The 24,705-nt window shown below is 60.4% G+C and carries 21 protein-coding genes; 10 read left to right on the forward strand and 11 right to left on the reverse strand.

Annotated features, from left to right (window positions below; genetic code table 11):
• The first annotated feature begins 443 nt into the window (after positions 1 to 443).
• Positions 444 to 1,370, forward strand: a complete 927-nt coding sequence (tal, locus tag ACIQAL_RS07205; RefSeq protein ID WP_401144038.1) for a transaldolase — start codon at positions 444 to 446, stop codon at positions 1,368 to 1,370.
• 102 nt (positions 1,371 to 1,472) lie between these two features.
• Here tal and rssC read toward each other — a convergent pair whose 3' ends face one another.
• On the reverse strand, positions 1,473 to 1,955 hold the full coding sequence (gene rssC, locus ACIQAL_RS07210) for an anti-sigma factor antagonist RssC (protein WP_037009276.1): 483 nt from the start codon (positions 1,953 to 1,955) through the stop codon (positions 1,473 to 1,475).
• Positions 1,955 to 3,136 (reverse strand): two-component system response regulator RssB, encoded by a 1,182-nt coding sequence (rssB, locus tag ACIQAL_RS07215; protein WP_401144041.1) that lies wholly within the window; start codon positions 3,134 to 3,136, stop codon positions 1,955 to 1,957. Before rssB ends, rssC begins: the two co-directional genes overlap by 1 nt.
• A gap of 266 nt (positions 3,137 to 3,402) precedes the next feature.
• Here rssB and ACIQAL_RS07220 point away from each other — a divergent pair, with 266 nt between their 5' ends.
• Positions 3,403 to 3,702, forward strand: coding sequence for a PilZ domain-containing protein (locus tag ACIQAL_RS07220; protein WP_166595153.1), 300 nt, complete (start codon positions 3,403 to 3,405; stop codon positions 3,700 to 3,702).
• Between the two features lie 110 nt (positions 3,703 to 3,812).
• Here ACIQAL_RS07220 and ACIQAL_RS07225 read toward each other — a convergent pair whose 3' ends face one another.
• On the reverse strand, positions 3,813 to 4,514 hold the full coding sequence (locus ACIQAL_RS07225) for a VacJ family lipoprotein (RefSeq protein ID WP_166595152.1): 702 nt from the start codon (positions 4,512 to 4,514) through the stop codon (positions 3,813 to 3,815).
• A 204-nt stretch (positions 4,515 to 4,718) separates the two neighbouring features.
• Between ACIQAL_RS07225 and ACIQAL_RS07230 the strand changes: the two genes are divergently transcribed.
• Together ACIQAL_RS07230 and ACIQAL_RS07235 are read left to right on the forward strand one after the other, a co-directional pair.
• Complete coding sequence (locus tag ACIQAL_RS07230; RefSeq protein ID WP_401144043.1) at positions 4,719 to 5,354, forward strand: HAD family phosphatase; 636 nt, start codon at positions 4,719 to 4,721, stop codon at positions 5,352 to 5,354.
• 108 nt (positions 5,355 to 5,462) lie between these two features.
• A complete protein-coding gene (locus ACIQAL_RS07235) occupies positions 5,463 to 5,726 on the forward strand; it encodes a DUF4404 family protein (protein WP_166595150.1) in 264 nt (87 codons plus the stop codon).
• A 144-nt stretch (positions 5,727 to 5,870) separates the two neighbouring features.
• On the opposite strand, the gene queF is transcribed toward ACIQAL_RS07235, so the two are convergent.
• On the reverse strand, positions 5,871 to 6,701 hold the full coding sequence (queF, locus tag ACIQAL_RS07240) for an NADPH-dependent 7-cyano-7-deazaguanine reductase QueF (protein ID WP_401144045.1): 831 nt from the start codon (positions 6,699 to 6,701) through the stop codon (positions 5,871 to 5,873).
• Between the two features lie 85 nt (positions 6,702 to 6,786).
• Positions 6,787 to 7,293: a plastocyanin/azurin family copper-binding protein gene (locus ACIQAL_RS07245; RefSeq protein WP_401144047.1), complete on the reverse strand. Its 507-nt coding sequence runs from the start codon at positions 7,291 to 7,293 to the stop codon at positions 6,787 to 6,789.
• A gap of 160 nt (positions 7,294 to 7,453) precedes the next feature.
• On the opposite strand from ACIQAL_RS07245, the gene ACIQAL_RS07250 reads away from it, so the two are divergent.
• Both ACIQAL_RS07250 and ACIQAL_RS07255 read left to right on the forward strand, forming a co-directional pair.
• A complete protein-coding gene (locus ACIQAL_RS07250; RefSeq protein WP_341963905.1) occupies positions 7,454 to 8,134 on the forward strand; it encodes a heavy metal response regulator transcription factor in 681 nt (226 codons plus the stop codon).
• Positions 8,134 to 9,492, forward strand: a complete 1,359-nt coding sequence (locus tag ACIQAL_RS07255) for a heavy metal sensor histidine kinase (RefSeq protein WP_401144049.1) — start codon at positions 8,134 to 8,136, stop codon at positions 9,490 to 9,492. The genes ACIQAL_RS07250 and ACIQAL_RS07255 overlap by 1 nt, the downstream gene beginning before the upstream one ends.
• A 176-nt stretch (positions 9,493 to 9,668) precedes the next feature.
• Here ACIQAL_RS07255 and ACIQAL_RS07260 read toward each other — a convergent pair whose 3' ends face one another.
• The 3 genes from ACIQAL_RS07260 to ACIQAL_RS07270 all read right to left on the reverse strand — a co-directional run bounded on the left by ACIQAL_RS07260 (position 9,669) and on the right by ACIQAL_RS07270 (position 12,920).
• Entirely contained in the window at positions 9,669 to 10,913 is a 1,245-nt protein-coding gene (locus ACIQAL_RS07260) for a lipoprotein-releasing ABC transporter permease subunit (protein ID WP_401144050.1), read from the reverse strand.
• A 65-nt stretch (positions 10,914 to 10,978) separates the two neighbouring features.
• A complete protein-coding gene (gene lolD / locus ACIQAL_RS07265) occupies positions 10,979 to 11,662 on the reverse strand; it encodes a lipoprotein-releasing ABC transporter ATP-binding protein LolD (protein WP_166595144.1) in 684 nt (227 codons plus the stop codon).
• Between the two features lie 7 nt (positions 11,663 to 11,669).
• A complete protein-coding gene (locus tag ACIQAL_RS07270) occupies positions 11,670 to 12,920 on the reverse strand; it encodes a lipoprotein-releasing ABC transporter permease subunit (protein WP_401144052.1) in 1,251 nt (416 codons plus the stop codon).
• Positions 12,921 to 13,046: 126 nt separating this feature from the next.
• On the opposite strand from ACIQAL_RS07270, the gene ACIQAL_RS07275 reads away from it, so the two are divergent.
• Both ACIQAL_RS07275 and ACIQAL_RS07280 read left to right on the forward strand, forming a co-directional pair.
• On the forward strand, positions 13,047 to 13,634 hold the full coding sequence (locus ACIQAL_RS07275) for a PilZ domain-containing protein (RefSeq protein ID WP_401144054.1): 588 nt from the start codon (positions 13,047 to 13,049) through the stop codon (positions 13,632 to 13,634).
• A 40-nt stretch (positions 13,635 to 13,674) separates the two neighbouring features.
• Positions 13,675 to 14,397 carry a glycerophosphodiester phosphodiesterase gene (locus tag ACIQAL_RS07280; protein WP_401144056.1) on the forward strand — a complete coding sequence of 241 codons (723 nt, stop codon included), beginning with the start codon at positions 13,675 to 13,677 and terminating at the stop codon, positions 14,395 to 14,397.
• 42 nt (positions 14,398 to 14,439) lie between these two features.
• Here the strand turns inward: ACIQAL_RS07280 and sthA are convergent, their stop codons facing one another.
• Entirely contained in the window at positions 14,440 to 15,834 is a 1,395-nt protein-coding gene (gene sthA / locus ACIQAL_RS07285) for a Si-specific NAD(P)(+) transhydrogenase (protein WP_401144057.1), read from the reverse strand.
• Positions 15,835 to 16,341: 507 nt separating this feature from the next.
• On the opposite strand from sthA, the gene ACIQAL_RS07290 reads away from it, so the two are divergent.
• Positions 16,342 to 16,908, forward strand: a complete 567-nt coding sequence (locus tag ACIQAL_RS07290) for a chalcone isomerase family protein (protein WP_341963900.1) — start codon at positions 16,342 to 16,344, stop codon at positions 16,906 to 16,908.
• 1 nt (position 16,909) lies between these two features.
• On the opposite strand, the gene ACIQAL_RS07295 is transcribed toward ACIQAL_RS07290, so the two are convergent.
• A complete protein-coding gene (locus ACIQAL_RS07295; RefSeq protein WP_401144058.1) occupies positions 16,910 to 21,040 on the reverse strand; it encodes a dermonecrotic toxin domain-containing protein in 4,131 nt (1,376 codons plus the stop codon).
• Between the two features lie 372 nt (positions 21,041 to 21,412).
• On the opposite strand from ACIQAL_RS07295, the gene ACIQAL_RS07300 reads away from it, so the two are divergent.
• Positions 21,413 to 22,702: an MFS transporter gene (locus ACIQAL_RS07300; protein ID WP_166595137.1), complete on the forward strand. Its 1,290-nt coding sequence runs from the start codon at positions 21,413 to 21,415 to the stop codon at positions 22,700 to 22,702.
• A 456-nt stretch (positions 22,703 to 23,158) separates the two neighbouring features.
• Here ACIQAL_RS07300 and ACIQAL_RS07305 read toward each other — a convergent pair whose 3' ends face one another.
• On the reverse strand, positions 23,159 to 24,622 hold the full coding sequence (locus tag ACIQAL_RS07305; protein ID WP_401144060.1) for a glyceraldehyde-3-phosphate dehydrogenase: 1,464 nt from the start codon (positions 24,620 to 24,622) through the stop codon (positions 23,159 to 23,161).
• Between the last annotated feature and the right edge of the window lie 83 nt (positions 24,623 to 24,705).

Genomic DNA, 24,705 nt, shown 5'->3' on the forward strand with positions numbered 1-24,705 from the left:
ACATCCTGTCGGTAGCGCTCCGCGCAATGGCTGATCGTCCGTGATCTCCGAAGCGGTTCCTTTGCTTCAGTTCATGGATCCAATGTAATCCTCGGCGTGTGGCTTTGGAAGGGCGTTTTCGCTGGATGGCGTGTAAGCCTTTCGCTATGGCATCAGGACGAAAAACGCCTGATGACCCATTCCATTGAGGCCCGCGCAAGGAACGACTGCCGCCCTTCGTGCTCCAACCAGTCTGGATCGAGTCTCCGCCCTTCTCGGGAACCGACGAACATGAACCCTACAGACCGAAAAACGTCTGCGTGTACCCGGTTCGTGGCTGGTGTACAGGCCTGCTGTTTGCGCAAACGCAGGCCTCTAAATCAGCGTCTCTGAAGCGGTTTACGCCCTTGAGTGACCGGCGGCGCTCGGGTAATGTCATCAAACCCACAGGACAGAGCACGCTCATGACTTCCAAGCTGGAACAACTCAAAAAAATCACCACCGTCGTTGCCGATACCGGCGATTTCGCTGCGATTGAAAAGCTCAAGCCGGTGGACGCCACCACCAACCCTTCCCTGCTGCTGAAAGCCGCGTCGAGCGACAGCAACGCCGACCGCCTGAAAGAAGCGTTTAGCGGCGCCAAGGATGACATCGGCCTGGCAAGCGACCGTTTTGCCGTTGCTATAGGCCAAGAGATTCTGAAAGTGGTGCCAGGCCGCGTTTCCACTGAAGTGGACGCCCGCATTTCCTTCGACACCAACGCCTGCATCGAACGCGCCGAGCGTCTGGTCGAGCTGTATGACAAGGCTGGCATTGGCCGCGATCGCATCCTGATCAAACTGGCTTCGACCTGGGAAGGCATCCGTGCTGCCGAGCAGCTGGAAAAGAAAGGCATCCAGTGCAACCTGACCCTGCTGTTCTCATTCGCTCAGGCACAGGCCTGCGCTGACGCCGGTGTGTTCCTGATTTCACCGTTCGTGGGCCGCATCTACGATTGGTACAAGAAGGCAGAAGGCAAGGACTACGTCGGTGCGGAAGACCCGGGCGTGAAGTCCGTGACCCGCATTTACAACTACTACAAGGCCAATGACTACAAGACCGTGGTCATGGGCGCCAGCTTCCGCAACCTGAGCCAGATCGAAGAACTGGCCGGCTGCGACCGCCTGACCATCAGCCCGGACCTGCTGCAAAAGCTGTCCGAAGACAACGGCACGCTGACGCAGAAGCTCAAGCCAGGCAATGGCGGCGAACCGCGTCAGACCCTGAACGAAAGCCAATTCCGCTGGGCGTCCAACGAAGACGCCATGGCCACCGAGAAACTGGCCGAAGGCATTCGTCAGTTCGCCCGTGACCAGGAAAAGCTTGAGGCACTGCTGCGCGCCAAGGCTTAAGCACCGGCCACGCAGTCACAAAAAGGCGGCACCCTTCAGGGTGCCGCCTTTTTTATACCTCAGTTATGGAAAGTTTTGGCCTGAGCAGGCACTCAAAAACGCTTATTGGTGTTCGAGCGCATTCACCAGATCACGAAAGGCTTCGCGATTGGAGTCATTCAAACCCATCAGAATCTTGTGCGCTTCCAGCACCTTGGCTTTCACCACATCCTCGCACTGATCCTGCGACGGCAAATCGCTCAGCGCTTCGGGACGGGGAATTGGACGACCGACGATGTTGAACACCTGATCGAAGCCCATCGACTGCAACAGGCGCGTGATGTCCTCGTGAGTGGTCACGACGGTGGGCAACAGGCCCGCTTTCTGACGTGACAGGATCGACAACTTGGCCAACAGGCCGAGAGTCGTGCTGTCAATGCTGCGCGTTTCGGTCAGATCGATCACCACCGTCGAAAAATTCATCGAGGTGAAGATCCGCTCAATCGTCGCATCCAACGCCGAACAGAGGGTCAGGCGCACTTCTCCCACGAACTTCAGGACGAAGGTGCCATCTTGCTCGGCAAACTGGATTCTACCGGTACTCATTAAAGGTTCCTGCTCAACACTAACAAGGCGATATCATCCGGCATCTCCCCGAGCGTGGCCAATCCAAACTTACGACGCAGACCATCCAGGCTGCCGCCCGCCGACTTCACCAATTCAGGCAAGTTGGCCTCTTTCTCTTTGAGTGTATCACCTGGCAACAGGTCCAGAATGCCATCAGACAGCAGGGTCAGACTAAAGGACTCCGGCAGGTCCAGCACATGGTCCGAATACGTTGCTTCGTTGAACAACCCCACCGGCAGGCCGCGCCCTTCAAGGTAGCGGGTTTCTGTCGGCGTATACAGCACCGGCAAAGGCAAATGTCCGCCGACGCTGTAAGTCAATTTACCGCTTTGCTCGTCGATCACGCCGCCCACCATCGTCACGTGCTTGCCCAGCTTGCAGCTGATCAGACCCCGGTTGATGTGGCCCAAGACCTCGGAAGGCTTGAACTCGGGCAGCGTGCCGCCGCGCTTGGACTCGAACAACAGGCGCGTGGTCATGAACTTCAACAACACGGTGATGAAAGCCGATGACGCACCATGGCCCGACACGTCGGCGAGATAGAACGCAACGCGGCGCTCATCGACGCGGAAATAATCGACGAAGTCGCCGGACAGGTACAGGGACGGGATGATTTCGTGTTCGAATTCGAACGAGTCAATCGCCCACGGGTTGGTCGGCAGCATGTTCATCTGAACCTGGCGACCGGCATCCTGGTCTTCCTGCAGCAGATGCAGGCTGGCTTCGAGTTCGCGGTTGGCGGTCTCAAGCTTTTGACGGTAGAGCTTGTTTTCCTGAAGGAGGCGCGCGCGATCCAGTGCCCGCTTGACCGAGTGCTCAAGCACTGCAAGGTCTTCCAGCGGTTTGATCAGGTAGTCGGCCGCGCCAAGACGCAATGCTTCGACAGCATCGCTCATGACACCCGCGCCGGAGACCACGATCACCGGGGTGTCGGGCGATAGGCTGGTGACCTGACGAATCAGCTCCAGGCCTCCAACTTGAGGCATGCGAAGATCGCAGATCACGAGATCAGGCGTGTTTTTCTCGAAGGATTCCAGACCTTGCGTGCCATTGCTGGCCTGCAAGACGCTGAACCCACTGTCTTCCAAGTAGGCCGCGAGGCTCGCGCGCACCACTTCGTCGTCATCGATAATCAGCAGCGTGGCACTGGTTTTTTGCATGTGGGCAAACGGCGCCAGATCAGGTTGGCGTAAGCGGTCGGATTCTGTCAGGCCGCTTACTGGATTCGCTTCTAGCCTCTCTGTACGGTGGCAGCGGACTTTTGGTCAAACGCTTCAGTCGTCAGAGGTGCCCTTCAAGGCGCAGACGGTACTCCCATCCGCCGGGCGTTTCAAGCTCGCTCCAGCGGTCGGCCGGCGTCTTTACATCTCAAATCGCCCGGAGTTATAAGAACCCCTAAATCAGCAACAAAAATGAAGGATGCACCATGGGTCAGATCGATCGCGACTATGCAGAGAAACGAGACTACATCCGCATGCGTGTCGACGCGGACATCAGCCTGATCTACGCAGGCCAGATCATCCCCGCCGTGTGCGTGGATTTATCCAGCTCCGGCATGCAGATACAGGCGCCTCGGTCGTTCAAGGTCGGTGACCGAATCAGCGTCCGAATCGAGTCCGAACACGCCGCGCTCAAAGGCCTGGAAGCCGACACTGAGGTGGTCTGGATCGCCGACGTCGAAGGTGACGAGCAGAAACTGGGGCTGACCATTTTGACCATGAAGTGATATCAAAACGGAACCACTTCACAGATTCGGCAAAAAGAATTACGAAAAAATACGAAAAAAAGGCGACTCGGAAGTCGCCTTTTTTGCATCTGCGCAACAGTCAGCCGCGATTAAAAATCGTCGACGACCTTGCCATCCTTGACCTTGAACTCGCGGTTTTGCAAGTAGGCGTTACGGATGAAGATGTATTTGTCGCCGTTGACCAGTTTTTCAGCCGACAGCAGGCTCGCACGGGTGTCCACCACGCTCACGCCAAACGCCGTGTTGCGGGTCGGCACGTGATCGATGTAACGGTACGGCATGGTGTAGGTGTCAGGGTATTTAGCGAAGGCATCACGCACGGTGCTCGGACCGAAGAACGGCAGCATCACGAAAGGCCCGCTGCCCACACCCCAGTGACCCAGGGTCTGGCCGAAATCTTCGTCGTTGCGTTGCAGGCCCATCTTGGTGCCGACGTCGAAGAAGCCCAGCAGACCGAAGGTGGTGTTGATGATCAAGCGCGCTGTGTCCACGCCTGCCGCGTGCGGTTTGGCCTGCAGCACATCGTTGGCGAAGTTGGTGACCTCACCGACGTTCTTGAACATGTTATGGATGCCGTCTTCGAGAAACTGCGGCGTGATGAAGTCATAGCCTTGGGCGATGGGCTTCAGCGCGTAGGTGTCGACAGTGTCGTTGAAACGGAAGATCGCACGGTTGACGCCTTCCCACGGATCATCTTCAGCGGCCTGAGCGGCCATCGGCACCAGGGCCAGACTGGCCCAGAAACACGTTCGAGCCAGACGATTGATAAAGCCTGCACCGGTCACGGGCATAGCAAAGACTCCCAGTCAAAAGTGATGAAGCGGGCGCTACGCCCCCCAATCAAAGGCGAGAGTATAAAGCCTTCTGTGACTATTTACGTCGCCGAACACTGACGGAATGTGCTGTTCTTTAAACATCCGCTCACAATGTCACCCGTTGGTCATCGCACTGTCATGAAACTCCCTTAGCGTCTTGGGCATTTGAGAGGGAATTTCATGCTTGCCCCGGTCGCCGTGCCCGCCCCTTCGTTCACCGCCGTGCTCTTTGGTCTGAGCGGCTGTCTGGTCGACTTCGGCGCTCAGGTGCGGACCCTGCGCAGCCGCGACGGCCAGTCGTTCGACTCACACGACGCCACGCCCTTCTCCCACCCCACTCCCGGCGCGATGGTGGCCCTGCGAAACCTCAAGCAGCAAGGCATCCCCTGCGCGTGGATCGATGAATACCCCGCCGCGATCACCGAGCAGTTGGCGTCTCCACTCGCCGGTCTGGTGCACCCCACCCCAAGCCCGAACAACCACTGGCCTGCGCCGGACGCCTGCTGGCAGGCCCTGATGAGCCTGAATGTTGCCCAGCTCGACGGCTGCGTGCTGGTCAGCGGCGACCCCCGCCTGCTCACGGCCGGGCTCAACGCGGGCTTGTGGACCGTGGGCCTCGCGTCCTGTGGACCGTTGTGCGGGCTGTCACCGGCGCACTGGGACGCTTTGAGCGACCTGGAGCGTGAGCGCCTGCGAGGCCGCGCCACCCTGGAGCTGTACGCGACGGGCGCGCACTCGGTGATCGATCATCTGGCCGATCTGGAATCCTGCCTGGCAGACATCACGCTGCGCCGCATGAAGGCCGAAAAGCCCTGATTGATCAGGGTCATGCAGAAAGGCCCAGTGTGGATTAGTCTTAGCGACAAAGGACCTTTGCCGAGGCGCTGAGGTCCATGCAGAGACTATTCACAAAGGGAGCACCCTATGCCCGCCCGCGAACTGCAAGAACAACTCGATACCTTGCGCGAGCAACTGGAACAGAACCCGCCGCTGACCCAAGAAGAACGCGAAGACCTGCATGCACTGATGGCGCAGATCGAGGCCGAGATTGCCGTCGAAAACGCCACCCCCGACAACAATCTGGCCGATGGTGTGAACCTGGCAGTCGAACGCTTCGAAGTCGAACACCCCACCATCGCCGGCACGTTGCGCAACATTGTGCTGACGTTGGGGAATATCGGGATTTAAGTCGAATCGACTGATGCAGGAACACCTGTGGGAGCGAATTCATTGGCGAAGGGGCGCTACGGCCAATACATCTCCATCGCCTGAACCCCTTTTCGCGAATGAATTCGCTCCCACAGGGACATTGGTCAGCGCCCCAACATCGGGCTATTGCCGCGCCAACCGCCCATTCTCCAGCGTCAGCGTCTCAGTGCTGCGGTACGGGTTGATGTCCAGCCCGCCACGACGCACGTAACGCGCGGAGACCGTCAGCTTTTCCGGTTTTAGCAGCCTTTGCAGGTCCATGAAGATGCGTTCGACGCACTGCTCGTGGAAGTCCGAGTGCTGGCGGAAGCTGACGATGTAGGCCAGGAAGCTGGCGTGATCCAGCGCTGCACCGCGATAGGCCACGGCAACGCTGCCCCAGTCCGGCTGGCTGGTGACCGGGCAGTTGGATTTCAGCAGGTGGCTGTGCAGCGATTCTTCGACCAACCGCGACTCGTCGCAACGCAGCAATTCAGGCTGCGGGCGGTCGTAGCTGTTGATGCTCACGTCCAGATCGTCGACGCAGACGCCCGGCACCGCCACGATGCCCTCGGCTTCGATGTCCTTCAGGGAACGGATGCGCACGCCCACCGGCTTGCCAGCGGCGGCCGACAGGTCTTTCTCCAGCACACTGACCAAATCGTCCTGCGACGCGAACGGCGTCTGGTTCAGCGAGTTGAGGTAGAGCTTGAAGGATTTGGATTCTATGATGTTCGGCGAATCGGCGGGAATGCAGAACTCGCCAATCGCTACCACCGGTTTGCCCGGCGGCAGCAACCACGACAGTTCGTAGCAATTCCAGAAATCGACACCCTGATACGGCAGCGTCTCGGCGGTCAGCCCCAGCTCGGCCCACTTGGCGGTGCGCGGAATGGGAAACAGCAGGGACGGCGTGTAGGTGGCGATGTATTCACTGGACTTGCCCAGCGGCGAGTGTTCGGCTGCGGGATGCATGGCGGGACCTGAAAACGTATAAAAAGAAGGCGGAAGTGAAATCCTGACCGCCGAGTTTATAGGTTTTGTCCCGCTTTTTCAGCGATTACTCGGCGATCGATACCTTGCCGACCATGCCCGCCTGATAGTGACCCGGCAGATTGCAGGCGAATTCCAGGTTGGTGGCCTTGGCGAACGTCCACGTCAACTCCGCCGTCTTGCCCGGCTCCACCAGCACGCTGTTGGCGTCGTCGTGCTTCATCGCACTGTGATCCATCCCGGCCATGTCATGCTTCATGCCGGTCGACGTCAACATGCCGCTGGCGACCATCTTGAGCATTTCCTGCTGATGCGCCGCGTGCATGGCGGCGTCACCCAGATTGAATTCGTGAAGCAGTTGGCCCTTGTTCACCAGCACGAAGTGCACGGTCTCGCCTTCTTTGACGTCGAGGGCCTTGGGTTCGAAATACATGTCGCCCAGCGTCAGCTCGACAGTGCGGGTCGCCTGATCGGGCTTGGCCGGGTGACCAAAATCAAAATGCTCGCCGGGGGAGGCCTGAGACGAAAGGCTCACACCCAGCAATACGGCGGCAACGACAAAACGAGCGAACATGGGAATCTCCAGTCAACGACAATCGATGACCTTAAGGTAGGCTCCCGCCACTGGCAATCAGCTGACCGCAAGATTACAACTTTGTAAGCTTGGCCCCTGCTCGCCCCGCTCACGTTATAAAGCGTGACGAATGAGCGTCACTGGAAGCGACCGATCACCCATGAAATTACTGATCATCGAAGATCAAGCGAAAACCGGCCATTACCTGCGCCAGGGCCTGTCCGAAGCCGGGTTCACCACGGAACTGGTCGCCGACGGCACCAGCGGTCAGCATCTGGCGCTGACCGGGGACTACGCGCTGCTGATTCTGGACGTCATGCTGCCGGGGCGGGATGGCTGGCAAATCCTGCAGGCTGTGCGCAGCGCGGGCCTCGACACGCCGGTGCTGTTCCTGACCGCCCGCGACGCTGTCGAAGACCGGGTGCGCGGCCTGGAACTGGGCGCGGATGATTATCTGGTGAAGCCTTTCGCCTTCTCCGAACTGCTGGCCCGAGTGCGCAGCCTGTTGCGCCGGGGCGGCAGCGCCAGCCCGGAAACCCACCTGCAGCTGGCCGACCTGCGACTGGACCTGTTACGCCGTCGCGTCGAGCGCAATGGCCAGCGCATCGACCTCACCGCCAAGGAGTTCGCCCTGCTGGAGCTGATGCTTCGACGCCAGGGCGAAGTGCTGCCCAAATCGCTGATCGCCTCACAGGTCTGGGACATGAACTTCGACAGCGACACCAACGTGATCGAGGTCGCCATCCGCCGCCTGCGCCTGAAAGTCGATGACGATTACCCGAACAAGCTCATCCACACCGTGCGCGGCATGGGTTACGTCCTCGAAGAGCGCAGCCTGTGATGTTCAGGCGCATTTCTCTGGGCAGCCGACTGGCCCTGCTGTTTGCTGCCTGCACGGCGGTGGTGTCATTGACGGCGGGCGTGCTGTTCAACCAGGCCAGTGAAAGCCATTTCATGGAGCTGGATCAGCAACTGCTGGACAGTAAACTGCCAACAGTGCGCGATGTGCTGATGGATGTATCCAGCGCGGAGCAACTGAACCAGCGCCGTCCGACGTTGATGAGGGAGCTGGCCCACTCGCCGGACCTGGCCTTGCAGGTTCGCAGCCCTGATGGCGCGCTATGGTTTGACAGCCTTTCCCCTTCAATCCCGACACCTGCAGCCCATGAAGGTCTGCACACCCTGACCGACAACGGCACCGCTTACCGCGCCTACACCGTGCCCCTGCAACCCGATCAGCCAGGCACGCCGCAACTGACCCTGCTGCTGGACATCACCCATCACCAGCACTTTCTGGAACGCATGCAACACCTGATCTGGCTCACCGTCGGCCTGTCAGCGCTGGCCACCGCCCTGCTGGGCGCCTGGGCGGCACGCAGCGGTCTGCGGCCCTTGCGTCGAATGAGTGAGGTCGCGGCCAGCGTTTCCGCCAGCTCGCTGACGACACGCCTGCCGCACGCCGAGATGCCCAGCGAGCTGGCCGAACTGAGTCAGGCTTTCAACGCCATGCTGGGTCGTCTCGATGATGCGTTTCAGCGCTTGTCTGCGTTTTCCGCCGACATCGCCCATGAACTGCGCACGCCTCTGTCGAATCTGCTGACCCACACGCAGGTCACCCTCACCCGCCCCCGCGATGTGGCGGAGTACCGCGAAGCGTTGCTGGGCAATCTGGAGGAGCTGCAAGGGATGGCGCAGATGGTCAACGACATGCTGTTTCTCGCCAAGGCCGAGCATGGGTTATTGAACCCGAACCGCGAACGTCTGGCGCTGGGGGAAGACGTCGATGCCTTGCTGGAGTTTTTCCTGCCTGTCGCCGAGGACGCGCACGTGGCGCTGAGCCGTGAGGGCGAGGCCGTGGTGAAAGGCGACCGACACATGCTGCGCCGCGCCCTGTCCAACCTGCTGGACAATGCACTGCGCTTCACCCCTGTTCAGGGTCAGGTGTCGGTGAAACTGGAATCGTCTGTCCAGCGCGTGCGAATTGGCATAGAAAACACAGGCCCGACCATTCCGGCGGAGGTGCTGCCACGGCTGTTCGACCGGTTTTATCGCGCTGACCCGGCACGTCATGTGGGCAGCCGTGAACATGCGGGGTTGGGACTGGCGATCACCCAGTCGATCATCAAGGCCCATGGCGGGACGATCCGCTGTGAATCGCGGGAGGGCGTGACGCGTTTTTTGATTGAATTGCCCGTTTGAGACCTGTCACCCGCCCCAAACGCACCACGGTGTAACTGGGTAAATACAGCTCTCCTGTGGGAGCGAATTCATTCGCGAGGGGGCCTCCCGACCGATGCCTCTCTATCGGCAGAAAGACTTTCGCGAATGAATTCGCTCCCACAGATTATGCGTACGCCTAAGCCAACGAGGCAGACCTATTCATACCGCAGCGCATGGGCCGGCTGAATCTGCGAGGCGCGATACGCTGGGTAGATCGTCGCCAGAAAGCTCAGGATCAACCCCGCCGCACAGATCATCACCACGTCACTGCCTTCCAGTTGCGATGGCAGGTTGCTGATGAAGTACACGTCCGAGGTGAAAATGTGCTGGCCGGTGACGCGCTCGACCCAGCCCACCAACTGACTGACGTTGATCGCGGCGATCACGCCCAATACGCCGCCGATGATCGTGCCGATCACGCCGATCACCGAGCCTTGCACCATGAAGATGGTCATGATCTGACGAGGCGTCGCGCCGATGGTGCGCAGGATTGCGATGTCAGCGCCCTTGTCGTTCACCACCATGATCAGCGTGGCGATGATGTTGAAGGCCGCGACAGCGACGATCATCAGCAACAACAGGCCGATCATGGTCTTTTCCATTTTCATCGCGCTGAACAGGCTGCCCTGTGTGTGGGTCCAGTCATCGGCCTTGTAGTCCGCGCCCAAACTGCCCGCGATGGCGGTCGAAACCTGCGGTGCCGCGTACAGGTCGGTCAGCGCCAGGCGCACGCCCTGCACCTGATTCGGCTGCCAGCGCTGGATCGTCGCGGCATCGGCCACGTTGACCAGCGCCATGGAGCCGTCAAGCTCGGCGCCGACCTTGAACACGCCGACCACGGTCAGGCGTTGCAGGCGCGGGGTGATACCGCCCGGATCGCTGCTGATTTCCGGGACGATCAGGGTGATTTTGTCGCCCACGTTCAGGCGGAAGCGCCGCGCCGTGATTTCACCGATGACCACGCCAAACTCGCCAGCCTTCAAGTCCTGCAGGCGGCCCTGAACGATGTGCTGGGTGACGATGGAGACCTGGGATTCCAGCGCCGGGTCCACGCCGTTGATCTCGATCGGCTGCATCGACCCCTTGTACGAGAGCATGCCGTCCATTTGCGTGAATGGCACGGCCGCCGTGACTTGGGGGTTCTTCAACGCGGCGTCCGCAGCAGGTTTCCAGTCGTCCAGCGGCTTGACCCCGTCGATGACCGCGTGGGGCACCATGCCGAGAATCCGCGAACTCATTTCCTTCTGAAAGCCGTTCATCACGGACAGCACGACGATCATCGCCAGCACGCCCAGCGCCAGCCCGATCATCGAGGTCATCGAAATGAACGAGATGAAGTGGTTGCGCCGCTTGGCCCGCGTGTAGCGCGTGCCGATGAAGATGGATAACGGTCTGAACATTCGTGGAGCACCGTAGCTAAATAGGAACACCCCGACGCCATGAAGCGGGCGTCGGGTTCAATGCATCACGCCTCGACGAGACGGCCTTCTTCCAGACGCCACACGCGGTCCATCTGGCGAGCCAGCGACAGGTCGTGGGTCACCACCAGAAACGCGGTGCGCGACGAGGTGCTGAGCTCCAGCATCAGGTCCTGAATGCCTTGGGCCGTGTGGGAATCGAGGTTGCCAGTCGGCTCGTCGAGCATCACCAGACCCGGCTGATTCACCAACGCCCGGGCAATGGCCACCCGCTGGCGTTCGCCACCGGACAGCTCGGACGGTTTGTGCGCCAGACGGTGCTTGAGCCCAACCCGTTCCAGCAACGCGGTGGCGCGCTGACGGGCTTCCGGGATCGGGGTCTTGCCGATCAGGAGCGGCATGCAGACGTTCTCCAGCGCGGTGAACTCTGGCAGCAAATGGTGAAACTGATACACGAAACCCAGCGCCCGGTTGCGAAGCAGGCCACGGGCCTTTTCGTTCAACGCGGACAGCTCTTCGCCAGCCAGCCATACGCTGCCCTCGGTCGGCGTGTCCAGGCCGCCCAACAGGTTGAGCAAGGTACTTTTGCCGGAGCCGGAACTGCCGACAATCGCGACGCGTTCGCCAGGGTGCAACTCCAGTTGCAGGCCCGACAGCACGACCACGGATTCCGGGCCTTCCTCGTAGGATTTGCCCAGGTTGCGGCAACTCAGTACAGCTTTATCACTCATGCGCGACTCACTCATAACGTAGCGCCTCCGCCGGCTGGGTGCGCGCGGCACGCCAGGCGGGATACAAGGTGGCGAGGAAACTCAGGACCAGCGCCGCGCCGCATACCATCAGCACGTCACTGGTCATCAATTGCGAAGGCAGATAGTCGATGAAATAGACATCTGCATTGAGAAACTTGTGCCCGATCAGGCCTTCCAGCGCCGAGATCGCGGCACTGACGTTCAGCGCTGCAAGGATGCCCACCGCCGCGCCGATCGCCGTGCCGACCACACCGATCACCGTGCCCTGCACCATGAAGATCGCCATGATCTGCCCTGGCGTCGCCCCCAGCGTGCGCAAGATCGCGATGTCGCCACGCTTGTCGTTGACCACCATCACCAGCGTCGAAATGATGTTGAACGCCGCCACCGCCACGATCAGCAGCAAGAGCAGGCCAATGATGGATTTCTCCATGCCGATGGCCTGGTACAGGTTGCCGTGGGTGCGGGTCCAGTCACGAGAATAGTACTGATGATCGCCGAGGCTCTGCGCGATGTCGTAAGCCGTGCGCGGCGCCTTGAACAGGTCGGTGAATTTCAGCCGCAGCCCCTGCACCTGATCAGGCTTCCAGCGGTGCAGACGGGCCAGGTCCTGAAGGTTGGTCACGCCGAGGTAGCCGTCGAGTTCGCCTGCGCCGACGTGGAAGATGCCAACCACGGTGAAGCGCTTCATGCGCGGGAACATCCCAGCGGGTGTGACCGTGACCTCAGGCGAGACGAAAGTGACTTTGTCGCCGATCCCCACGCCCAGCTTGGTCGCGGCCTTGTCGCCGATGACTACGCCGAAGCCGCCTGACACCAGGTCGTCAAGTCGGCCCTGTTTCATGAAGCCATCGATAATCGAAACTTTGCGTTCCTGAACCGGGTCGATGGCATTGAGCAGGATTTTCTGCACATTGCCGTTGTTGGTCAGCAGGCCCTGCATCTGGGTGAACGGCGCAATGGCTTCGACCTGAGGGTTCTGCTTGACCTTCGCCGCGAGGCTTTGCCAGTCGTTGATCGGCTCGCCGGATTCGATGGTCGCGTGGGGCACCATGCCGAGGACGCGGGTGCGCATCTCATGATCGAAACCGTTCATGACCGATAACACGACTATCATCACCACTACGCCCAGGGCGAGACCGATCATCGACGTCAGGGAAATGAAGGAGACAAAATGATTACGGCGTTTTGCACGGGTGTAACGCGTGCCGATAAATACAAAAAGAGGTCTGAACATGTGGGGGCTTGTTCGGAGGAATGGGAACGTCCTTGTGGCGGGCCTGGGCCTGCGGCTTTACACTCGAATCGCTGAGTCGCAAATGAGAGCAATCACTCTGACAACCGCCGCTACCATGGGTTCGCCATGTCGACATTAGATGAAGAAGAACGCCGCGAATACTACCGTATCGAGGACAGCGTCGCACTGGAAATTCAACGCATTCCAGCGTCCGGCTCGGTCGATGAGCTCGCTCATCGGGACACCTCGACGCTTTTCGATCTGCTGAGCGAGTTGCACGTCGCCGAGTTCGAATCGCAGCATCTGCTGCGCCAGCTCGACGACCGCGACCGTACCACCAACAGCTTCCTGCGGGCCATGAGCAAACGCATCGATTTGCTCGGTCAAGTGGTGGCTCAGACGGTTCTAGGCAAGCTCGGGGCTCCGCAAAAAGTGATCATGTCCGAGGGCGGCCTGCAATTCAACGCTCACCAGCCCTTCCCCGTCGGCAGCCTGTTGTCGGTCAAAATGGTGCTCATGCCCCAGGCGTCCGGGATGATGCTGCGGGCCAAGGTCACCCAATCCCAGTCCCTCACCCTTGGCGATTTCGAGATCGGCACCGAGTGGGTCGAGCTGAGCGATGCCCAGCGACAGCTCCTGGCCAGACACATCCTGCAACGACAAGCCGCGCAACGACGCCTGGCCCGAGAGCAAAACACCCCTGATCCATCCTGACTTTGAGCCTGTAGGCGCCTTCGTAATTCAAGGAGTATTTGTGACCCTAATCTATGGCCACCGCGGCGCTAAAGGCGAAGCACCGGAAAACACCCTCACCAGCTTTCAGGAATGCCTGAAGCACGGGGTCAAGCGTTGTGAACTGGACCTGCACCTGTCCCGTGACGGCGAACTGATGGTCATCCACGACCCGACCCTGAAACGCACCACCGACCGGCGCGGCAAAGTGGTCGAGCATGATGCGAAGGATCTGGTGACCTACGACGCGCGCAGGGGCGGCCCGGGCTGGGTCAATCCGTGCCCGATTCCGCGTCTGGAAGAGCTGTTCGAGAAATGCGATTTCGACCACTGGCAACTGGAAGTCAAGAGCGCGTCACGCACCCGGGCGGCCACGACCGTATTGGCGATCCGCGAAATGGCGCAGCGTCATGGCCTGCTGGACAGGGTCACCATTACCTCGAGTTCGCGGGAAGTGCTCAAGGCGGCGCTGGAGCTGACCCCGGACCTGTCGCGAGGGCTGGTGGCCGAATACGCGTGGCTCGACCCGTTGAAGGTCGCCACGAGTTACGGCTGCGAGATTCTGGCGCTGAACTGGACGCACTGCACGCCCGAGCGCCTGAAGAAAGCCCAGACCCTGGGCCTGCATGTGTCCGTCTGGACCGTCAACGAGCCCGCGCTGATGCGCAGACTCGCCGACTTCGGCGTTGACAGCCTGATTACAGACTTTCCCGGTTTGGCCAGCGCCACCCTCGGGAATTACTGAAATCGGTCTCCCCGGCCGGCTCAGGCCACCGGCCGGAGCCGCTCAAAAAAGCCGGTTGAGGCCGTCGTACGCCGCGACCCGATAGGCTTCGGCCATGGTCGGATAGTTGAACGTGGTATTGACGAAATACTTGAGGGTATTCGCCTCACCCGGCTGGCTCATGATCGCCTGACCGATGTGCACGATCTCCGACGCCTGGTCGCCGAAGCAATGCACGCCGAGAATCTGCAGAGTTTCGCGGTGGAACAGGATCTTCAACATGCCCACCGGCTCGTTGGAGATCTGCGCGCGAGCCATGCTTTTGAAGAACGCCTTGCCCACTTCGTACGGCACTTTGGCCTGGGTCAGGTCGTGTTCGTTCTGACCGATCGAGCTGATTTCCGGGATGGTGTAAATGCCGGTCGGCACGTCGTTGACGAAGCGCCAGGTGCCGTTGTCCACCGCTTTGCCCGACGCCGAACGCCCTTGGTCATACGCTGCACTCGCTAGACTCGGCCAGCCAATCACGTCGCCAGCGCCGAAAATGTTGGGCTTGCTGGTGCGGTATTCCTCATCCACTTCGATCTGGCCACGGCCATTGGCCTTGATGCCGACATTTTCCAGACCCAGTTTGTCGGTGTTGCCGGTCCGGCCGTTGCACCACAGCAAGGCGTCGGCCTTCACTTTCTTGCCGGACTTCAGGTGCAGAATCACGCCGCTTTCGAGGCCTTCGACGCGCTCGTACTCTTCGTTGTGGCGCACCATCACGTTGTTGTTGCTGAAGTGATAGCTCAGGCCTTGGGAGATTTCGGCGTCGAGGAAGCTGAGCAGTTGGTCACGGTTGTCGATCAGCTCGACGTCCACGCCCAGACCGCTGAAGATCGACGCGTATTCGCAGCCGATCACGCCAGCCCCATAAATGATCAGCTTGCGCGGGGTGTGGCTGATGCTGAGGATGGTGTCGCTGTCGTAGATACGCTTGTGGGAAAAGTCGATATCCGCTGGGCGATAAGGCCGTGAGCCGGTGGCGATGATGATCTGGTTGGCGACCAGTTTTTCCACGACGCCGGTGTTGCAGACCACATCGACGGTGCGCTCGTCGGCGAAACTGCCGGTGCCGAAGAACACGTCGACGCGGTTACGGGCGTAGTAGCCAGTGCGGGACGCGACCTGTTTATTGATGACTTTTTCAGCGCTTTTCAGCACGTCCGGGAACGAAAACCAGCGCGGCTCGCCAATGGCCCGGAACATCGGGTTGGTGTTGAACTGGATGATCTGCTTGACCGAGTGACGCAACGCCTTGGACGGGATCGTGCCCAAGTGGGTGCAGTTGCCGCCGACCTGCCGACGGCTGTCGACCATGGCTACCTTGCGCCCAGCCTTGGCGGCGTTCATTGCCGCGCCTTCTCCAGCTGGGCCGGAACCCAGTACCACTACGTCGTAGTTGTAGACAGCCATGCGTACTCCTTAGAACAGGCCGAGGCGCCACTCTGGCGTCTCTGGCTAACCCATGCCGCGCCTGGCGGCATGAAGAATCGAAACTCGCGGCGCAGTCTAATCGTCCGGCGTCGCGGGGAACATTAACCCTTGGTCGCGTCGCAGGCCAATTTTGTCTGCGTTGCGTGACACTCGTCACCTTGGTGAGGCGCGGAAAATGCCCAATGGGTGCGGATGATAAATGTGTTGGTGGGGGGAATCCCAATAAAAGCTGCATTTTTTGTGGGGTTGAGCCGTGGAGGGCGTTTTTTGCCGTACAACGACAGGGATTCGACGGCACGACTCGGCATCAGGCAGGACGCGGTCTTCACTTTGGGAGCGAATTTATTCGCGAAAAATCTATCGGTCGCTGGAGATGCACCGCCATGTCTGTGCGAATAGCGTAGGCCGTTTGCATACCCCGCTGCACCGCGCACCGCTAAAAATGTCATACCCTTACCTCAACCCCTCGCCACAGAAGACACCCTCATGCGCCACCGCCTCATTCACTGGATGCTCCTGCTTGCCGCGTTCGCCAGCCCGATGGCCATGGCGTCTCAGGCGGACTTGCTCAAGCAGGCCAACTTCCCTGCCCGGCTCGACGGCCATTCCCCGGCGCTGGAGCGCAAGAACCAGGCGATCCTCACCTACCTCTGGACCGACGTTTACGCCGCCGCCTTTTATGCCGAGCCTTCAATCAGCGCCAAACAGGCTGCGTTCACCCAGTCACCCCAGAAACTCGAGCTGTATTATTTTCGGGACATCGACCGCCAGGACGTGATCAAGGCAGCCAATGCGGCCCTCGAAAAACAACAGCCGCAAGACACCCTCGTTCGCTTGAAACCCGAACTCGACCGCCTGCACCAAAGCTTCCAGAACATCGTCAAAGGCGACCGTTACGACCTGACCTGGGACCGCACCGATGGCTTGAACCTGACGCGCAATGGCAAGGTGATCTTTGCCAGCCCCGACCCCGAGCTGGCAAAGGTGTATTTTGCGATCTGGCTGGCACCGGACGGCCTGTCGACTGACCTGCGCGAGGCCCTCCTTAAATAAGCTAGCCCGCGAGGCTCAGAAACAACCGCTGCGCGATCTCCTTGCCGATGGCGCTGCGGTACACCCGGATCACTTCCTTGTTGTCTTTTGCCGCCTTGACCTGGGCCTTATAGCCCACGAACCGTTGCTCCGGGAGTTTAAGGTGCGCCGCGGTAAAGCTTTCCGCCGCCGCGCTTTCGCTGGCGTAATGAAAATGCGCCCACCACAACACATGCTGATGCTTGTCACGAATCACGTACTCCTGCAGAAAATCGTTTCGCTTGGCCCCTGACAAGTTCTTGCGGCCGTCGAAGCGGGCGATATCCACCTCTCCCTCCTGTGCCAGCCACGCCAGACGCCCCGCCGTGGGTGGCTGAGCCTTGATCATCGCAATCCGCAACGTGCGCCCCTCTTCCACCAGCCGCGCCGCTGCTGCGCGCAAAGCGCTCACATGTTCCTGAGCCATTTCGTCGCTGCCAGCGGCGCTTGCCAGCTTATCGGCCAACGCCGTTAGCCTGTCCGCTCTTTGCGTCAGGATGTCCTGCATATCAGCCGGCTCATCCGCTCTTCTGGACTGACGGCGGGCATTAGTGATATCTGCGTCGACACGTTGCAGCACTGTGACGGCCTGACGCTTGAGGTCCGCCAGCACGACGACAGGTACGGGCTTGTCGGGCTGCGCCGCCACGACTGTCTCGACTTCGACCCACTCCCCGTTCTCATGCAGGTGGTACGTCTCGATCACGGTTTTGCCCATGGATTGCGTGACATCGACCACCGCACCCGGCATGTCGGGTTCGCCTTCGCGCAACTGTCCCACCAGCGTGCGATGGGCGCGGGTCTTGAACACCCGCTTGCGCGGCTGCCGGACGCGTGGCGCGTAATCCACAGGACGCGCCATCGGTTCGGTGCTCTCGCGGATCAGATCCGACAAGCGCGTCTCCGCACGGTCCGCTATCCAGCCGAACTCCTCCAGAAAACGGGCGAATCGCACCGGGTCGAACGCTTCCGGTACGCTTTGTTGCGCACAGGTGGCGATCAGGATTCCCCGGTCATACTCCCGTAACGAGCTTTCCAGCACGTCGATCTGCTCGGCGAGGGTGTAATCGTTGGGTTTTTCCAGCTCGATCTGCGAACTGACGGCCGCGTGGAGACGGTCGTCCGTGCGCAATGACTTGAGTTCCAGGCTGCCCTGCCTCGACAAAATCACGTCCTTGCTGAAACTCAGTTCCAACAGCGACCATAGGCGCGTCGCCCGCCAGTCCAACTGGGTGAACACATTGCTGCGGACCAGATCCAGCACCTCGTCATGCCAGATTTTTTCGCCCACCTTGGGCACGTCACGCAGACGCTGCCACAGGTCTTCTCTCAGTGCGGACCACGTCGCGCCTCGCTCTTCAATCAACAACATGTCTTCGAACAGCGCGACGTAACCCTCCACGTTCTCTCGCGTCAACGCCGACACTGAAACCGCTTCAAGCCGGTCCATTTGGTTGCGCGCCAGCTTGACGAGGTTTTGCAGCAGCACCCCCTCATAAAACGCGATACGCCGGACCAGCGCCTGGAGGTCTTTGGCCACGGTCGGTTCGGACGCCCGGTCGGCGGGTCGCAAGGAAACCTGTAAGCGCTGGCGTTCCTCAACGATGGCTTTCAGTTCGTTCAGGTCGGTTTCGATCAGGTCATACAGAGTGCCGGGCAGTTGCGCTTTCGCACCCCGGCAGGTTTTGTTCCAGCCGACGAACCGTTGAAACAGCACGACCTGGTGCTGATCCAGCACCGCTTCACGCTCCGTCACCGCCTTGAGCTTCGCCGCGTTTTCCAGGGCAACCTGTCGAGCGTTACGTTTCGGCCCCCCGCCTCGCAGGCCGAGAGACAGATCCAGTGTCCAACGCCCGCCTGTGCGCCGTAGCCTGGGACCCACTATTGCCGAGGACCGAGGGTCGATCACTCGCACGTCTTCATCCCTGAACGCCACGCGGTACACGCCGCTGTCCAGCCGGGCGTGCCACTGTCCGTCGTGCAAGTAAAGGCCTTCCCTGCCCGGTTCCGCCGACGGCGCACTCAAGTCCGGTTCAGGCATGACTTTCAGACGTTCAAGGTCTCGGGCCTGTGCCGGTGTCAGCCGATGCCGCACGCTGGACCAGGAAAAATCCAGCAAGGGTGTCAGGACAGTCGCCTGCGACTCGCCGTCCACCGTCTCCGGCGCTTCGGTGGGCCCATGCCCTGCCCGCGTCGCCTCCCCCTCCGCGACTTCGGCTGGGGGCGTTCGCAGGCGGGGCACGAATCCTTCGTGCATAAGCATCATGGACACCGTCAGCAACAGCGCCGTCCACGCTTGCCGCTCCGGGTGACCGACCGCACGCTTGCGCGCCACCAGCACTTGATCCACGGCACTCATCAGCTGCACGAGCCACAACGCATTGCCGACCGAGCCCGACAGAAAAGGCATCACCACGTCCAGCCCGAGCCAGCCTGCCCGCTGAATCATGGCCCAGCGGCTTTCTGCGTTGGAGACTGACTCACGATCCGCGAGCTCCACCAGTGCCCGGGCGTTCGCATTGAACAGCGCAACGAGCACGTCACCGTCCACTTTGGCGACACTTAATTGCGCCGGTGCGGGGTCCTCGATCAGCGTAAAGTCGGAGCCCAGCCCGAAACGGACGATGTGAGGCTGATCGAAGCCGCCGTTGGCGTAGCGCTGCCGCCCATGATCGGTCATCCAGTCGAGCGCGTCGTCTTGCAGTTCGTCTGTCGTGGCAATGGCTCTGCGCAGTTCCGGCCACGTGGCAAACTCCATCAGCGGCATCGGCGCCAAGGGTCGATACAACACGAACGGGCCAACGGTGGTATCCAACGCGCCGATCGCGAACTGGTTGCAGACGTCATCCGCGACAGCCCCCGGCTGCGCAACCCACGCCAGCGGGCGCAACACCGTGTCGCTGCCAGCGTGTGCAGCAGAACGCTCAAACAGCGAACAGACCCGCCGATAGCCCGCGTCCGTCAGCCCACCTTCGCCCCGGAGTTTCTGCTCCAGCACCTTCAGCGGCAGTTGCACACGCAGTTGATCGCCGAACAGCAGTTGCCGTCGCGACACCTCCACGGGGTCTGTCATCAAATACTGACGCACCAACGTCGGATACGCGCGGCCGATGTCAGCCCGCACCACCAACTGCTTGAGGTAGTTGATCGTCAGCCACCGCGGCAGCGGTCCTCCATCGCGCAACGACAATACGATTGTGCCGCTGGGAACACTGCACAGGTTGCCCAACGCAAAGTGGGCCACGCTCATGCGCTGATGTTCGATGCTGCCAATGGGAATGAACTGCCCCGCCGACGGCACAGGGACGGCTACCACCTTGTCGATGTGCACCGTGACATCGTCCAGTGTCAGCCAGGTGACGTCCGGGTGATCGCCACGCATCAGGTCTTGCAGGGTCTTGCGCGCGTAATCGAGCAGCGGCGGCACGTCGTCGTCCCAGGAGCGTCCCGCCGCTCGCGCGTTCACGACCGCCAACGCCGCGAGTCGGCGGCTGAAATCGAGACGATCGGCGGACGAGGCACGGCTCAGCCAGTCCGGCAGTTGCTCGAACCGCGACAGGTGCCGGGCAATCGCGGCGTCTTGTGCGTCGCTCAGCCACGGCAGGATGTCAGTGGTCTTGGCCACGTAGCGCTCGATCTCGTCGAAGTCATTCAGGCCAAGCGAGGGAATGGCCTGAAGATCGGCGAGTTGCGCATCCAGTATCGCCAGCGCCTGCTGCTCGAAAACGCTCGCGTCAGTGTTTTCCGGGCGCCGCTGAGCCAAGGCGTCGGCCAAACGGGCACAGGGCGTGGCGCCGTCTGCACCCGCACGCTCCCAAAAAGCGATCAAGGACCCGGTGAAATCATCGAGCAGACCCAGAGAGACCGTGTCGACGAGGATGGCCAGCGCCTCCATGTCGATGTCAGGAACGGCGACAAGTGAGAAGGCTGGATCGACGACCAGCGCATCGGCCCCGTTCTTCCAGCGGGGTGTCTGGCCGCGGGCGAAAAATCTTCGTAAACAGGCCATCAGCGTAGCGGCCGTTTGCCCGCCGTTCGCGGTCGGCGTGGTGATGACGGTCACGTCGGGATCGAGCGAGAGATGGGGATAATCCGCGACAAGAGCGGCTTTCAAGGAGTCGCTCGCTTGCCGTGAGAGAGAGGGTCTGTGGGAAAAAATATCGATCAGATCAAGCTTGATGGTCATGGTGCTTTCAACTCGCAAGAAAGGGGCGGTGAGCCGCGCAGGAAGGTGGCGGTCACGGCAGAACAGGTCAGGCGAGTTAAAGGCAGACGCGAGGGCGCGGTGACATATACAAATATTGCGAAGCACCGCCCAGGGCAGACGCTCGAAAAGCCCGATACAAGGCTTCTGATTGCCATCCGCCACTTTTACACATATCGTTACAAATCTGTGCAGTGCGAGGCCAAGCTCGTACCGCGCGGCAGAGGACGTATAAATACAACGGATTCCCCCCAGCTAGACAGCCTAAGTGAGTAATTCCAAATGGCCTCGACCACAGGCAAAGGCAAAGCGATTTTTCGCGTTGTCAGCGGCAACTTCCTTGAAATGTTTGACTTTATGGTCTATGGCTTCTACGCCACAGCCATCGCCAAAACCTTCTTCCCGGCCGACAGCGAATTCGCATCCCTGATGCTGTCGCTGGCCACCTTCGGCGCAGGCTTTCTCATGCGTCCATTGGGTGCCATCTTCCTCGGCGCCTATATCGACCACCATGGCCGTAAGAAAGGTCTGATCATCACCCTGGCCATGATGGCGATGGGTACGATACTGATCGCTTGCGTTCCGGGTTACGCCACGCTGGGCGTTGCCGCGCCGTTGCTCGTGTTGATCGGTCGTCTGCTGCAAGGCTTCTCCGCCGGTGTGGAACTGGGCGGTGTGTCGGTGTACCTGGCTGAGATCTCGACGCCGGGCCGCAAAGGCTTCTTCGTCAGTTGGCAGTCCGCAAGCCAACAGGCAGCGGTGGTGTTCGCAGGCCTCTTGGGTGTTGGCCTCAACCACTGGCTGAGCCCGGAAGAGATGGGCCAATGGGGCTGGCGTGTGCCGTTCCTCGTAGGCTGCGCGATCGTTCCGGCGATCTTCATCATCCGTCGTTCGCTGGAAGAAACCCCTGAGTTCGAAGCCCGTGCACGCAAACACCGTCCAACCATGGGCGAAGTGATGAAGTCCATCGGCTCGAACTTCGGCATCGTCATCGCCGGCATGGCGCTGGTGGTCATGACCACCGTGTCGTTCTACCTGATCACCGCGTACACGCCGACCTTCGGCAAAAACGAACTGCACCTGTCCGACCTGGACAGCCTGTTGGTGACCGTCTGCGTCGGTATCTCGAACTTCATCTGGCTGCCGGTGATGGGCGCGGTGTCTGACAAGATCGGTCGCAAACCCCTACTGCTGGCGGCGACCATTCTGGCCATCGTCACGGCGTACCCTGCCCTGTCCTGGCTGACCGCCAACCCGAGCTTCGGTAACCTGCTGATGGTCGAGTTGTGGTTGTCCTTCCTGTACGGCTCCTACAACGGCGCGATGGTGGTCTCCCTGACCGAAATCATGCCCGTCGAAGTGCGTACCACCGGTTTCTCCCTGGCCTACAGCCTGGCAACCGCAACCTTCGGTGGCTTCACTCCAGCGGCCTGTACTTACCTGATCCATGAGCTGAACAACAAGGCTGCTCCGGGCATCTGGCTGAGCGGCGCTGCCGTGCTGGGCCTGATCGCCACGCTGGTGCTGTTCCGCAAAGGCGGTCATGCGCACGTGGAAGCGGTCACGAGCTAAAGGCTGCAAGCTGCAAGCTGCAAGCTGCAAGCTGCAAGCTGCAAGCTGCAAGCTGCAAGCTGCAAGCTGCAAGCTGCAAGCTGCAAGCTGCAAATGGAAACGCAAACGCCCTGACTGGTTCAGGGCGTTTTTTGTTGGGCGGTCTATGAACATTTTTCTGCAACGCCGACGACATCCGTTTTGACACCACTCCCCTGTGGGAGCGAATTCATTCGCGATGGGCGTTACAGCCGATACACCTTTGCCGCCTGACGCGTTTTTCGCGAATGAATTCGCTCCCACAGGGAATCCGCCGAGGCTCGGAGTTTGGCCGGACTCAACCCCCACAAACAAAAACGCCACGACCGGATGCTCCGGTCGTGGCGTTTTTTAGTGGGTTTGCGGCTTGCAACTCGTGACTCGTCGCCACTTTAGCAGCTTGTAGCTTCTAACTTGCCGCTCGCCGCTGCTTCTACCTTATTTAGGGAAAGCAGGCGGGTTGACCCCGGCCATGTCTTCCATCACGCGGACCACCTGGCAGCTGTAACCGAATTCGTTGTCGTACCAGACGTACAGCACGACGCGGTTGTCGTTGACGATGGTGGCTTCGGCGTCGACCACACCGGCGTGGCGCGAGCCGACGAAGTCGGTGGAGACCACTTCCTGCGAGGCCACGAAGTCGATCTGCTTGTGCAGGTCCGAGTACAGCGCGGTGTGGCGCAGGTATTCGTTGACTTCTTCACGGGTCGTTTCAGTGCCCAGGTTCAGGTTCAGGATCGCCATCGACACGTTCGGCGTCGGAACACGGATCGCGTTGCCGGTCAGCTTGCCGGCCAGCTCAGGCAACGCCTTCGCGGCCGCGGTAGCAGCGCCGGTTTCGGTGATGACCATGTTCAACGCGGCGCTACGGCCACGGCGATCGCCTTTGTGGAAGTTGTCGATCAGGTTCTGGTCGTTGGTGTACGAGTGCACCGTTTCAACGTGACCGTTGACGATACCGAACTTGTCGTTGATGGCTTTGAGGACCGGCACAATGGCGTTGGTGGTGCAGGACGCAGCCGAGATGATCTTGTCATCGGCGGTGATCTGCTGGTGGTTGATGCCGTGAACGATGTTCTTCAGCTTGCCTTTGCCCGGCGCGGTCAGCACGACGCGGTCGATGCCAGGGCATTGCAGATGCTGGCCCAGGCCGTCGGCATCACGCCATACGCCGGTGTTGTCGACCAGCAGTGCGTCCTTGATGCCGTACTGGGTGTAGTCGACCTCAGTCGGGGTCTTGGCGTAGATCACCTGAATAAGGTTGCCGTTGGCGCTGATGGTGTTGTTCGCTTCGTCGATGGTGATGGTGCCGTCGAACGGGCCGTGAACCGAGTCACGGCGCAGGAGGCTTGCACGCTTGACCAGATCGTTCTCGGCGCCTTTGCGCACGACGATAGCACGCAGACGCAGGCCGTCGCCGCCACCGGTTTTTTCGATCAGGATCCGTGCCAGCAGACGACCGATACGGCCGAAACCGTACAGCACGACGTCGGTGCCCTTACGGTCGCCGGAATTCTGTTGGCCAACGATTTCGGCCATTTCTTCGCGGACGAACTGCTCGGCCGTGCGGCCATTGGCTTCGGCCTTGTATTTGACGGCCAGCTTGCCCAGGTCCACCGAAGCGGCACCCAGTTTGAGCTCGCTCATCGCTTTGATGAGCGGGAAAGTTTCGTGTACGGACAACTCGGTCGCGTCGGCTTGACGATGACGCGCAAAGCGGTGTGCTTTGAGAATCGCAATCACTGAACGATTGATCAGGGTGCGGCCATAGATCGAACTCACCACATTGTTATTGCGGTAGAGCTGACCGATAAGCGGGATCATCGCCTCGGCGAGCGCTTCACGATCGATCCATTCACCAAGACACTGGTCGGGCTTCTGAGTCACGGGAACCTTCCACATGTAGGGGCTGAAAAAAGGGACTACATTATGCCCAAGCCTTTGTTTATGAGCAATCCGGAGTTTTGAACATCCCCGGCACTACA

Origin of the sequence: Pseudomonas sp. NPDC088368 (assembly GCF_044753445.1) — a bacterium.
Lineage (GTDB): Bacteria > Pseudomonadota > Gammaproteobacteria > Pseudomonadales > Pseudomonadaceae > Aquipseudomonas > Aquipseudomonas bambusae.